Below are 12,973 nucleotides of genomic sequence, written 5' to 3' on the forward strand. Positions count from 1 at the left end.
GTGGGCGCCCGGAGCGGCTGGCGCGTCCGCGCCCTGTGCCTCGTGAATGCGCACTCTCGCGCCGGACCGAGGACGTCCGCCCCACCGCGACCCCGCACCACCCACCGCCCGCAGGCGCTACAGCAACCCCCACCGGACAGAGCCCTGCGCCGCAGGCATACGACCGCGGCCCGCACCGGACGGTCTCAGCTCCGCCCCCGCGTGGCAGGATCGGAGATCAACCTCACACGTGTGCGTGAACAGGAGTGCGCGATGGCAACGAAGCCGCCCCAGGGTGACCCGGTCCAGGACGCACCGACCGTGGCCGAGCCGAAACGGACCGCCGCCGGGCTCCCCGCCATCGGTCACACCCTCCGCATGGCCCACCAGCAGATGGGCGTCAAGCGCACCGCCCTGACCCTGCTCAGCGTCAACCAGAAGGACGGCTTCGACTGCCCGGGCTGCGCCTGGCCGGAACCCGAGCACCGGCACAAGGCGGAGTTCTGCGAGAACGGCGCGAAAGCGGTCGCCGAGGAGGCCACCCTCCGCCGGGTCACCCCCGAGTTCTTCGCCGCGCACCCGGTCTCCGACCTCGCCCGCCGCAGCGGCTACTGGCTGGGACAGCAGGGCAGGCTCACCCACCCCATGTACCTCCCGGAGGGCGCGACCCACTACGAGCCGGTGAGCTGGGAGCGCGCCTTCGACATCGTCGCCGAGGAGCTGACCGCGCTGTCGTCCCCCGACGAGGCCGTCTTCTACACCTCGGGCCGCACCAGCAACGAGGCCGCGTTCCTCTACCAACTCTTCGCGCGCAAGCTCGGCACCAACAACCTCCCCGACTGCTCCAACATGTGCCACGAGTCGTCCGGCTCGGCCCTGTCGGAGACGATCGGCGTCGGCAAGGGCAGCGTGCTGCTGGAGGACCTGTACCGGGCGGACCTCATCGTGGTCGCCGGGCAGAACCCGGGCACCAACCACCCGCGCATGCTGTCCGCCCTGGAGAAGGCCAAGCAGAACGGCGCGCGCGTGGTGAGCGTCAACCCGCTCCCCGAGGCGGGCCTGGAGCGCTTCAAGAACCCGCAGACGCCCAGGGGACTCACCGCCGGCACCGCGCTGACCGACCTGTTCCTCCAGATCCGCATCGGCGGCGACCAGGCCCTGTTCCGGCTGCTGAACAAGCTGATCCTGGACACCCCGGGCGCGGTCGACGAGGACTTCGTCCGCGAACACACCCACGGCTTCCACGACTTCGCCGAGGCCGCCCGCGCCGCCGACTGGGACGAGACGCTCGCCGCGACCGGCCTGGCCCGTGAGGACGTCGAACGCTTCCTGCGCATGGTGCTGGACTCGGAGCGGATCGTCGTCTGCTGGGCGATGGGGCTGACCCAGCACAAGCACTCCGTGCCGATGATCCGCGAGATCGTCAACTTCCTCCTCCTGCGCGGCAACATCGGCCGTCCGGGCGCGGGCGTGTGCCCGGTCCGCGGCCACTCCAACGTGCAGGGCGACCGCACGATGGGCATCTTCGAGCGGCCCGCTCCGGCGTTCCTGGACGCGCTGGAGCGGGAGTTCGGCTTCGCGCCGCCCCGGGAGCACGGCTACGACGTGGTCCGGGCGATCCGTGCGCTGCGGGACGGCGAGGCGAAGGTGTTCTTCGCGATGGGCGGCAACTTCGTCTCCGCGTCGCCCGACACCGAGGTCACCGAGGCGGCGATGCGCCGGGCGCGGCTGACCGTGCACGTGTCGACGAAGCTGAACCGCTCGCACGCGGTGACGGGGGCGCGTGCCCTGATCCTGCCGACGCTGGGCCGCACCGAGCGCGATCTCCAGGCGAGCGGTGAGCAGTTCGTGACGGTGGAGGACTCCATGGGCATGGTGCACGCCTCGCGCGGGCGCCTCGAACCGGCGAGCGGGCAGCTGCTGTCGGAGCCGGCCATCGTGTGCCGACTGGCCCGCCGTGTCCTCGGCGCGGAGGACGACGTGCCGTGGGAGGAGTTCGAGAAGGACTACGCGACGGTCCGCGACCGCATCGCGCGCGTGGTGCCCGGCTTCGAGGACTTCAACGCGCGCGTGGCGCACCCGGGCGGCTTCGCACTCCCGCACGCCCCGCGCGACGAGCGCCGTTTCCCCACCGCCACCGGCAAGGCGAACTTCACGGCGGCGCCGGTCGAGTACCCGCACCTGCCCGAGGGGCGGCTGCTGCTCCAGACGCTGCGCTCGCACGACCAGTACAACACCACGATCTACGGTCTGGACGACCGCTACCGGGGGATCAGGAACGGGCGCCGCGTGGTGCTCGTCAACCCCGACGACGCCCGGGCGCTGAAGCTGGCGGACGGCTCCTACGTCGACCTGGTGAGCGAGTGGAAGGACGGTGTGGAGCGCAGGGCGCCCGGTTTCCGTGTCGTGCACTATCCGACGGCACGGGGCTGCGCCGCCGCGTACTACCCGGAGACCAATGTGCTGGTGCCGCTGGACGCCACCGCGGACGTCTCGAACACCCCGGCCAGCAAGTCGGTCGTGGTGCGTCTGGAACAATCGGCGACCGACTGAGCGTTCGCTCAGGGCACAGACGTACCGACGTACCGACGCACGATAGGAGCCGGGCCCATGGGAGAGCCGCAGCAGGTGAAGTTCCCGCAGGAGGTCATCGACGAGTACGCCGCGCTCGGTGTGGACCTCCGGGCGCTGTTCTCGGCGGGCCATCTGGGCACGCGCATGGGTGTGCAGATCACGGAGGCGTCGGCGGAGCGGGTCGTCGGGACGATGCCGGTGGAGGGCAACACCCAGCCCTACGGCCTGCTGCACGGGGGCGCGTCGGCCGTGCTGGCGGAGACGCTGGGCTCGGTCGGCTCGATGCTGCACGGCGGGGTGAACAAGATCGCGGTCGGGGTGGACCTCAACTGCACGCACCACCGCGGGGTCCGTTCCGGCCTGGTGACCGGCGTCGCCACCCCGGTGCACCGGGGGCGGTCCACGGCGACGTACGAGATCGTGATCACGGACGAGGCGGACAAGCGGGTGTGCACCGCCCGGCTGACCTGCCTGCTGCGGGACGTCCGCCCGGGCGACGCGGAGAAGGCGGCCGGCTGACAACGGCGGGGCCGGGGCGCGGAGGCGCAGCGAGCCTCACCCGGCGCCCCGCCCCGCAGCACCGCACCCGCACCCGCACCACCGCGCCCGTCGCCGCCATTGCCCGCGGCCGACGGGCGCTCTAGCGTTCGGTGCCATGAGACGGGGCGGACGGGGCGGTACCTCTCCCAGCACCAGGGCGATCCGCGCGCCCCTCCTCGCCGTACTCACGGCGACCCTGACCTTGGCCGGGTGCACGACGCACAACTCCCGCCCGGCCCATGACGCGTCTTCCGCGTCCCCCGGATCCCCCTCCCCCCAGGTGACGTCCGACATCGACCTGTGCGTCAGCATCGTCGTCCACTGGTCGCGCGAGGTGCTCGACGGCCGCGGGTACGGCGACTACCAGTCGATGGGGATGTCCGGCGGCCAGTACGACATCCTGCGCGAGGTCGTGGACGCGGGCCGCGCCGCCCTCCGCAAGGGGACGACAACCCCGGACACCGTGGGCGCGTTGATGGAGCGTCAGGCCCGCGAGAGATGCGCCGCCCGGTACCGCGACGGCCGGCCCACCGAGGGGCCGTGGCGATGAGCGGGATCGGCCCCGTCGAACCGGACGGCGACACACGCCCGTTGGAACCGCCCCCCACCACCCCGCGCCCGGCCCACGCGCCTCGGCCACGCCTGTCGCACCGTCAGCGGGCAGCCGCGGCGACCGCGTTCGTCGCCGTGGCCGTCCTCGTGACCGGGACGCTCCTCCACCTCACGCGCCCGCGACCCGAGCCGCCGCCCGAACCCCGTTTCCCGAGCCAGACGACGTCCTTCCGGTATCTGTACATGCAGGTCAGAGGGGCGGGGACGACTTCGCCCGAAATTGAATTCACTATACAAGCGCTTACGGAATCCGACGCTCCGGTGACCGTCCTGGACATTTCCCAGCCCTACGCCGGCCTGTCCCTGACCTCCACGCCCGCGACTCCTTTACGGGTGAAAGGTGGGGCGTCCCGCAAGATCACCGTGACCGTCCGGGTGGCGGAATGCGGAAAAGTGCCACGGAACGCCGGACTCCCTTTCCTGGACGTAACACTGCGTAACACGCGCGCAAAGGAGGCGCACAGCTACATCCTCGGCGCCCGGTACGCAAGGGACCTGTCCACGGCCCTGGAGGTAGCCTGCGGCTACGAAAAACGGTAATCAGCAAAACGCCTGATACACCTGAACCACCCCTGCCGGGTCCTGCGGTTTCTCAGCATGTGGACAGGGCAAAACGGCGGGAATTCTGCTCTTCCCCCCACTCAGTACCGCTCTGCAATACGTCGTGTCATAACAAGAGAGTCACAGCCTTGGCCAGAGTCTCCTCCGCATATCCCACACACGCTTAGAGTCACGGCCAGTCACCGCGCCGCCTGATTCTCACTCGGCCCAGCGCTCGACTCGGCCGTTTCCACCGGGAAGCGGCTGTCAGGGGAAAGGACTGGATCGTGCGTCAACGTTCGCTCATCGCCATCACCGCCGCCCTGGCGGCGGGTGCACTCACCCTCACCGCCTGCGGCTCACGCGACGACAACGGCGGCGGCTCGGACTCGGGCAACGGTGACACCACCGTCGTCATCGGCGTCGACGCGCCGCTGACCGGCGACCTCTCCGCGCTCGGCCTGGGCATCAAGAACTCCGTGGACCTCGCCACGAAGATCGCCAACAAGGAGAAGTACGTCGAGGGCGTCACCTTCAAGATCGAGGCGCTCGACGACCAGGGCCAGGCCTCCGTCGGCCAGCAGAACGCCACCAAGCTCGTCGCCAACAAGGACGTGCTCGGCGTCGTCGGCCCGCTGAACTCCTCCGTCGGCGAGGCCATGCAGAAGGTCTTCGACACGGCCAAGCTGGTCGAGGTCTCCCCGGCGAACACCAACCCCGCCCTCACCCAGGGCGTGAACTGGCAGACCAAGAAGGAGCGGCCGTACAAGTCGTACTTCCGCACCGCGACCACGGACGCCATCCAGGGCCCGTTCGCCGCGCAGTACGTCTTCAACGAGGCCAAGAAGAAGAAGGTCTTCGTCATCGACGACAAGAAGACCTACGGCGCCGGTCTGGCCGCCACCTTCACCGCGGAGTTCAAGGAGCTCGGCGGCCAGGTCGTGGGCACCGAGCACATCAACCCGGAGAGCAAGGACTTCAGCGCCGTCGCCACCAAGGTGAAGAACTCCGGCGCCGACGTCGTCTACTACGGCGGTGAGTACCCGCAGGCCGGTCCGCTGAGCAAGCAGATCAAGGAAGCGGGCGCGAAGATCCCGCTGGTCGGCGGTGACGGCATCTACAGCGCCGACTTCATCAAGCTGTCCGGCGCGGCCGGCGCCGGCGACCTCGCCACCTCCGTCGGCGCGCCCGTCGAGGCGCTGCCGTCCGCCAAGGAGTTCGTCGCGAACTACAAGGCCGAGGGCTACAAGGAGGCCTACGAGGCGTACGGCGGCTACTCCTACGACTCCGCCTGGGCCATCATCGAGGCCGTCAAGAAGGTCGTCGAGGACAACGACGGCAAGCTGCCCGACGACGCCCGCGCCAAGGTCGTCGACGCCATGCAGAACGTCTCCTTCGACGGTGTGACCGGCAAGGTCTCCTTCGACGAGTTCGGTGACGCGACCAACAAGCAGCTCACCGTCTACACCGTCAAGGGCGGCGACTGGGCCACCGTGAAGTCGGGCACCTTCACCGGCTGATCTCCGCCGCACCACTCATCCGAGCCGCGCGGGGCGCTGTTCCACTGGCGCTCCGCGCGGACTCGCTTCCGGCCCATCCGTCGAACGTTCCGAAAGTCTCGGAGGACATGCGGTGAACGAACTGCCGCAGCAGCTGGTCAACGGCCTGCTACTGGGATCCATGTACGGCCTGGTCGCCATCGGCTACACAATGGTCTACGGCATTGTCCAGCTCATCAACTTCGCCCACGGCGAGATCTTCATGGTCGGCGCCTTCGGCGCCATCACCGTGCATCTGTACATCTTGCCGGACGGCACCTCCATGTGGATCGCGCTGCCGCTCATGCTGATCGGCGCCATGATCGCCTCGGTGCTGGTCGCCATCGGAGCGGAACGCTTCGCCTACCGCCCGCTGCGCGGCGCGCCCCGTCTGGCCCCGCTGATCACCGCCATCGGCCTCTCCCTCGCGCTCCAGCAGGCCATCTGGGCCTTCTACCCGGAGGCGAAGTCCAAGCTGGCCTTCCCGCAGATCGAGGGCGGCCCCTTCTCCATCGGCGGCGCCACCATCCAGACCGGCGACATCTTCCTGATCGTCGCCGCCCCCATCAGCATGGCCTTCCTGGCCTACTTCGTGATGAAGACCCGCACCGGCCGCGGCATGCAGGCCACCGCGCAGGACCCGGACACCGCGAAGCTGATGGGCGTCAACACCGACCGCATCATCGTGATCGCGTTCGCCCTCGGCGCCGTCTTCGCCGCCGTCGGCGGCGTCGCCAGCGGTCTGAAGTACGGCCAGATCGACTTCAAGATGGGCTTCATCCTCGGCCTCAAGGCCTTCACCGCGGCAGTGCTCGGTGGCATCGGCAACATCTACGGGGCCATGATCGGCGGTGTGGTCCTCGGCGTCGTCGAGACCCTGGCCACCGCCTACATCGCGGACATCCCCGGCCTGGACCAGTTCGGCAGCCAGTCCTGGGCCGAGGTCTGGGCCTTCATCCTCCTCATCCTCGTGCTCCTGTTCCGGCCGCAGGGCCTGCTCGGCGAGCGCGTCGCGGACAGGGCGTGACACCGATGACCACTCAGACCACAGCAGCCAAGACCGTGGCCGCATCCGGCCCGAACGCCCCCTCCGGGCTCATCGGCATCCCCGCCGACCTCGCGCGGGCCCTCGCCACCGGCGGCAGCGTCCTCGCCGTCGTCTCCACCTTCCTCGCCTGGACCTGGACGGCCGCCTACCCCGGCGACCTCACTGTCTACGGCTACCCGGGCGGCCTCCAGGTGCTCGTCCTCGTCGGCGGCGCCCTCGCCACCCTGTTCTGCCTCGCCTCCTACGGCGTCAAGGGACTGGGCTGGCTCACCCCGGCCGGCGCCGACGCGGCCGTGAAGTACGCCGTGCTCGGCACCTTCGCCACCGCCTGGTACACCGTCATATCGATCAGCGTCGAGCTCGGCGGGGTCGTCAACCTGGAGCCCGGCGGCTACGTCGTCGCCGCCGCCACGCTGATCGCCCTCCTCGGCGCCCTCGCCCTCCCCTTCGAGCGGCCCGAGCCCGACCCGATCGACCCCGAGGCGGGCGGCTGGGAGCAGTTCACGCACGACGCCGGGCACGCCATGGCGGTGCTGCGCGCGGCCTTCGCCTCCGGCTCCCCGCGCCCGGTGCGCACGCTGCCGTCGTACGCCGAGATCCTCGTCATCGTCGCCGTCCTGGCGATCGCCCTGGTCGTCTTCACCTACGGCATCGGCACCGAGTACGACGAGCAGTTCGTCGGCTTCCTGATCACCGCCGGCTTCGGCTTCGGCGCGCTGAACCGTTCGGGCCTGATCGCCCACGCCTCCCAGATCAGCGCGCGCCACCAGAACATCACCGTGTGCGGCGCGTTCGTCGCGGCGGCGCTGTTCCCCTTCACCCAGACCGACGACCAGTACGCCACCCTCGGCGTCTACATCCTGATCTTCGCCACCGTCGCCCTGGGCCTGAACATCGTCGTCGGCCTCGCCGGTCTGCTCGACCTCGGCTACGTCGCCTTCCTCGGTGTCGGCGCCTACGCGGCCGCGCTCGTCTCCGGCTCGCCCAGCTCGCCGTTCGGCGTGCACTTCCCCTTCTGGGCCGCCGTCCTCGTCGGCGCGCTCGCCTCGCTGGTCTTCGGTGTGCTGATCGGCGCCCCGACCCTGCGGCTGCGCGGCGACTACCTGGCCATCGTGACCCTCGGCTTCGGTGAGATCTTCCGTATCGCCGTGAACAACACCGACGGCACCTCCGGCCCGGACCTCACCAACGGCTCGAACGGCATCGCGTCCATCCCGGACCTGAACATCCTCGGCTTCGACCTGGGTGTGGCGCACGACATCGCCGGCTTCACCATCGGCCGGTTCGCGAACTACTTCTTCCTGATGCTGCTCATCACGGCCGTGGTCGTCCTCGTCTTCCGGCGCAGCGGCGACTCCCGCATCGGCCGCGCCTGGGTCGCCATCCGTGAGGACGAGACCGCCGCGCTCGCCATGGGCATCAACGGCTTCCGGGTGAAGCTCATCGCCTTCGCCGTGGGCGCCACCCTGGCCGGTCTCGCCGGCACGGTGCAGGCGCACGTCACCTACACCGTGACCCCCGAGCAGTACCTGTTCGCCGGCACCACCCCGCCCAACTCCGCCTTCCTGCTGGCCGCGGTCGTGCTCGGCGGCATGGGCACCATCGCCGGACCCCTCATCGGTGCGGCGCTGCTCTTCCTGATCCCCAACAAGCTCCAGTTCCTGGGCGACTACCAGCTCCTCGCGTTCGGACTCGCGCTCGTGCTGCTGATGCGCTTCCGTCCCGAGGGCCTCATCCCCAACCGGCGCCGCCAGCTGGAGTTCCACGAAGAGGCCGACGCGCCCACAGTCCTGAGCAAGACGGGGGCCTGACCACCATGACCACCGACACCACCACCAAGGACACCGCCGCGGGCGCGCCCGCCCCCGGCACCGTCGTCCTCGACGCGCGCGGCGTCACCATGCGGTTCGGCGGCCTCACCGCCGTCCGGGACGTCGACCTCACCGTGCGCAGCGGCGAGATCGTCGGTCTGATCGGCCCCAACGGCGCCGGCAAGACCACCTTCTTCAACTGCCTCACGGGTCTCTACATCCCGACCGAGGGCGAGGTGCGCTACAAGGACAAGGTCCTGCCGCCCAAGTCCTTCAAGGTGACCGCGGCCGGCATCGCCCGTACGTTCCAGAACATCCGGCTGTTCGCCAACATGACGGTCCTGGAGAACGTGCTCGTCGGCCGCCACACCCGCACCAAGGAGGGCTTCTGGTCGGCCGTCCTGCGCGGGCCCGGCTTCCACAAGGCCGAGGCCGCCTCCCGCGCCCGTGCCATGGAGCTGCTGGAGTTCGTCGGCCTCGCCGAGAAGGCCGAGCAGCTCGCCCGCAACCTCCCCTACGGCGAGCAGCGCAAGCTGGAGATCGCCCGCGCGCTCGCCAGCGAGCCGGGGCTGCTGCTCCTCGACGAGCCCACCGCGGGCATGAACCCGCAGGAGACGCGGGCGGCGGAGGAGCTCATCTTCGCCATCCGCGACAAGGGCACCGCGGTCCTCGTCATCGAGCACGACATGCGGTTCATCTTCAACCTGTGCGACCGGGTCGCCGTCCTCGTCCAGGGCCAGAAGCTGATCGAGGGCGACCCGGCCACCGTCCAGGGCGACGAGCGGGTCATCGCCGCGTACATCGGCGAGCCGCTGGCCGACGACCCCGGGGCCGCCGAGGTCGCCGAGGTCGAGGCCGCCGAAGCGGCGGCCGAGGCGGCGGGCCGCCCCGAGTCGCCCGCGAAGGCGGCCGGCGCCCCGGCGCCCGCCGCCGAGGAAACGGCCGAGGAGACGGCCGACGGGACCCCCGAAGCGGACGCCGGCGCCCCCGCGGCCGACGCACCCGCGGACGAAGCACAGGCGCAGACGGAGGCCGAGGCCACCAAGGACGCCGCGCCCGGCAAGGAGAACGACCGATGACCGCACTCCTCGAGGTCGAGGACCTGAAAGTCGCCTACGGCAAGATCCAGGCCGTCAAGGGCATCTCGTTCAGCGTCGACGCCGGCGAAGTGGTCACCCTGATCGGCACCAACGGCGCCGGCAAGACCACCACCCTGCGCACGCTCTCCGGGCTGCTCAAGCCGGTCGGCGGCCAGATCAAGTTCAACGGGAAGTCGCTGAAGAAGGTCCCCGCCCACAAGATCGTCTCGCTGGGGCTCGCGCACTCCCCCGAGGGGCGGCACATCTTCCCGCGCATGACGATCGAGGACAACCTGCGCCTCGGCGCCTTCCTGCGCAGCGACAAGCAGGGCATCGAGCAGGACATCCGGCGCGCCTACGACCTCTTCCCCATCCTCGGGGAACGCCGCAAGCAGGCCGCCGGCACCCTCTCCGGCGGTGAGCAGCAGATGCTCGCCATGGGCAGGGCCCTGATGTCCCGGCCGCAGCTGCTGATGCTCGACGAGCCCTCCATGGGTCTGTCGCCGATCATGATGCAGAAGATCATGGCGACCATCGCCGAGCTGAAGTCGCAGGGCACCACCATCCTGCTCGTCGAGCAGAACGCCCAGGCGGCCCTGTCGCTGGCCGACCACGGCCATGTGATGGAGGTCGGCAACATCGTCCTCTCCGGCACCGGCCGCGACCTGCTCCACGACGAGTCGGTCCGCAAGGCCTACCTCGGCGAGGACTGAGCGGAGGACTGACCGGCGGGCCCGGTCGGCAGGCGGAAGGCCCGCACCCCGTCGGACGGGGTGCGGGCCTTCGTCGTTGATCGAGGAGACCGGTCAGTCGCCCTTCGCGGCCTTTTTCTCCTCGGCGTCGTCGATGACCGCCTGCGCGACCTGCTGCATCGACATGCGCCGGTCCATCGAGGTCTTCTGGATCCAGCGGAACGCGGCCGGCTCGCTCAGCCCGTACTGGGTCTGGAGCACCGACTTGGCGCGGTCCACCAGCTTGCGCGTCTCCAGGCGCTGGCTGAGGTCGGCGACCTCGCGCTCCAGCTCCTTCAGCTCCGTGAACCGCGAGACCGCCATCTCGATCGCGGGCACCACGTCGCTCTTGCTGAACGGCTTGACCAGGTACGCCATGGCGCCCGCGTCACGGGCCCGCTCGACCAGGTCGCGCTGCGAGAAGGCGGTCAGCATCAGCACCGGGGCGATGGACTCCTCGGCGATCTTCTCGGCCGCCGAGATGCCGTCCAGCTTGGGCATCTTCACGTCGAGGATCACCAGGTCGGGGCGGTGCTCGCGGGCCAGCTCGACGGCCCGCTCACCGTCGCCGGCCTCGCCGACGACCGTGTAGCCCTCCTCCTCCAGCATCTCTTTGAGATCGAGCCGGATCAGTGCCTCGTCCTCGGCGATGACGACGCGGGTCGTCATCGGCGGCACGTGCGACGTGTCGTCGGGCACGTCTGCGGGCTGGGGCGACTCGGGGGCGCTCAACGTGGGCTCCTTGCTGCGAGGCAGGCCGGTACTGCTGACAAGAGCGTACCCAGCTGCGGTAAGGTGGGGGCACGGCGGGTGACCGTCGACCTTCGTTTTGCAGGGCGCCCCGGTAGCCCAGCGGTAGAGGCAATGGTCTCAAACACCATCCAGCGTCGGTTCGAATCCGACCCGGGGTACTTTTCCTCAGAATCCAAGGTCACCATTTGCCAGCGGATGTCCACCTTTCCGGTGAACATCCGCTTCTTCGCGTATCGTCCGGCCGGCCACGCTACCGGGGACTGTCGTCCTCGCCGATGTGGTGGACGCGGACCAGGTTGGTGGAGCCGGAGACCCCGGGCGGGGAGCCGGCGGTGATCACGACCGTGTCGCCCTTCGCGCAGCGCGCGTACCGCAGCAGCAGCTCGTCGACCTGGTCGACCATCGCGTCGGTGGACTCCACGTGCGGCCCCAGGAAGGTCTCCACGCCCCAGGTGAGGCTGAGCTGGGAGCGGGTGGCCGGGTCCGGGGTGAAGGCGAGCAGCGGGATCGGCGAGCGGTAGCGGGAGAGCCGGCGGGCGGTGTCGCCCGACTGGGTGAAGGCGACCAGGAAGCGGGCGCCGAGGAAGTCGCCCATCTCCGCGGCGGCGCGGGCCACGGCGCCGCCCTGGGTGCGGGGCTTGTTGCGCTCGGTCAGCGGGGGCAGTCCGCGGGCGAGGATGTCCTCCTCGGCGGCCTCGACGATGCGGGCCATGGTGCGCACGGTCTCCACGGCGTGCTTGCCGACGCTGGTCTCGCCGGAGAGCATCACGGCGTCGGTGCCGTCGATGACGGCGTTGGCGACGTCGGACGCCTCGGCGCGGGTGGGCCGGGCGTTGTCGATCATCGAGTCGAGCATCTGGGTGGCGACGATGACCGGCTTGGCGTTGCGCCGGGCCAGCTTGACGGCGCGCTTCTGGACGATGGGCACCTGCTCCAGCGGCATCTCGACGCCCAGGTCGCCGCGCGCCACCATGATGCCGTCGAAGGCGGCGACGATCTCGTCGAGGGCCTCGACGGCCTGGGGCTTCTCGATCTTGGCGATGACGGGGAGCCGGCGGCCCTCCTCGTCCATGATGCGGTGGACGTCCTTGATGTCGCGTCCGCTGCGGACGAAGGAGAGGGCGACGACGTCGAAGCCGGTGCGCAGCGCCCAGCGCAGGTCGTCCTCGTCCTTCTTGGAGAGGGCGGGCACGGAGACGGCGACGCCGGGGAGGTTGAGGCCCTTGTGGTCGGAGATCACCCCGCCCTCGACGACGGTGGTGCGGACGCGGGGGCCGTCGACCGCGGTGACCTCGAGGGTGACGCGGCCGTCGTCGACGAGGACGCGCTCGCCCGGGGTGACGTCCTCGGCGAGGCCGGCGTGGGTGGTGCCGCACATGTGGCGGTCGCCCTCGACGCCGTCCTCGACGCTGATGGTGAAGGGGTCGCCGCGTTCGAGGAGTACGGGGCCCTCGGCGAAGCGGCCCAGGCGGATTTTCGGGCCTTGAAGGTCGGCGAGGAGTCCCACGCTGCGGCCGGTCTCGTCGGCGGCCTTGCGCACCCTTCGGTACCGCTCCTCGTGCTCGGCGTGCTCGCCGTGGCTGAGGTTGAAGCGGGCCACGTCCATTCCGGCGTCGACCAGGGCCTTGATCTGGTCGTACGAGTCCGTCGCGGGACCCAGGGTGCAGACGATTTTCGCTCGGCGCATGGTTCGACCCTAGGGCTTACCGGCGGGTAGCGATCTGGCGGCGCGTGACGAGTCAACGGCGCGCGAGTGAAGGGGTATTGA

The 12,973-nt window shown here is 70.1% G+C and carries 10 protein-coding genes and 1 tRNA gene; 9 read left to right on the plus strand and 2 right to left on the minus strand.

The window, feature by feature from the left end; genetic code table 11:
- Nucleotides 1-252 precede the first annotated feature (252 nt).
- The 8 genes from CCN29_RS04865 to CCN29_RS04905 all read left to right on the plus strand — a co-directional run bounded on the left by CCN29_RS04865 (nt 253) and on the right by CCN29_RS04905 (nt 10,434).
- Entirely contained in the window at nt 253-2,532 is a 2,280-nt protein-coding gene (locus tag CCN29_RS04865; protein WP_086680207.1) for an FdhF/YdeP family oxidoreductase, read from the plus strand.
- Between the two features lie 57 nt (nt 2,533-2,589).
- The gene (locus CCN29_RS04870; RefSeq protein ID WP_006135522.1) at nt 2,590-3,072 is read left to right on the plus strand and encodes a PaaI family thioesterase; all 483 of its coding nucleotides are present in this window, start codon (nt 2,590-2,592) and stop codon (nt 3,070-3,072) included.
- Between the two features lie 301 nt (nt 3,073-3,373).
- Nucleotides 3,374-3,643, plus strand: a complete 270-nt coding sequence (locus CCN29_RS35590; RefSeq protein ID WP_228679183.1) for a hypothetical protein — start codon at nt 3,374-3,376, stop codon at nt 3,641-3,643.
- An 889-nt stretch (nt 3,644-4,532) separates the two neighbouring features.
- On the plus strand, nt 4,533-5,765 hold the full coding sequence (locus CCN29_RS04885; protein ID WP_086680211.1) for a branched-chain amino acid ABC transporter substrate-binding protein: 1,233 nt from the start codon (nt 4,533-4,535) through the stop codon (nt 5,763-5,765).
- 112 nt (nt 5,766-5,877) lie between these two features.
- A complete protein-coding gene (locus CCN29_RS04890; protein WP_086680213.1) occupies nt 5,878-6,810 on the plus strand; it encodes a branched-chain amino acid ABC transporter permease in 933 nt (310 codons plus the stop codon).
- A 5-nt stretch (nt 6,811-6,815) separates the two neighbouring features.
- Nucleotides 6,816-8,642, plus strand: a complete 1,827-nt coding sequence (locus tag CCN29_RS04895; protein WP_086680215.1) for a branched-chain amino acid ABC transporter permease — start codon at nt 6,816-6,818, stop codon at nt 8,640-8,642.
- A 5-nt stretch (nt 8,643-8,647) separates the two neighbouring features.
- Nucleotides 8,648-9,721 (plus strand): ABC transporter ATP-binding protein, encoded by a 1,074-nt coding sequence (locus tag CCN29_RS04900; protein ID WP_086680217.1) that lies wholly within the window; start codon nt 8,648-8,650, stop codon nt 9,719-9,721.
- On the plus strand, nt 9,718-10,434 hold the full coding sequence (locus CCN29_RS04905; protein ID WP_031018473.1) for an ABC transporter ATP-binding protein: 717 nt from the start codon (nt 9,718-9,720) through the stop codon (nt 10,432-10,434). Before CCN29_RS04900 ends, CCN29_RS04905 begins: the two co-directional genes overlap by 4 nt.
- Nucleotides 10,435-10,527: 93 nt before the next feature.
- Here CCN29_RS04905 and CCN29_RS04910 read toward each other — a convergent pair whose 3' ends face one another.
- Nucleotides 10,528-11,184, minus strand: a complete 657-nt coding sequence (locus CCN29_RS04910) for an ANTAR domain-containing response regulator (protein WP_006135513.1) — start codon at nt 11,182-11,184, stop codon at nt 10,528-10,530.
- A gap of 106 nt (nt 11,185-11,290) precedes the next feature.
- Here CCN29_RS04910 and CCN29_RS04915 point away from each other — a divergent pair.
- A tRNA-Leu gene (locus CCN29_RS04915) sits at nt 11,291-11,363 on the plus strand.
- 92 nt (nt 11,364-11,455) lie between these two features.
- Here CCN29_RS04915 and pyk read toward each other — a convergent pair.
- Nucleotides 11,456-12,892 (minus strand): pyruvate kinase, encoded by a 1,437-nt coding sequence (pyk, locus tag CCN29_RS04920; RefSeq protein ID WP_006135511.1) that lies wholly within the window; start codon nt 12,890-12,892, stop codon nt 11,456-11,458.
- Between the last annotated feature and the right edge of the window lie 81 nt (nt 12,893-12,973).

The sequence above is a fragment of the Streptomyces pseudogriseolus genome (assembly GCA_002154585.1).
Lineage (GTDB): Bacteria > Actinomycetota > Actinomycetes > Streptomycetales > Streptomycetaceae > Streptomyces > Streptomyces pseudogriseolus.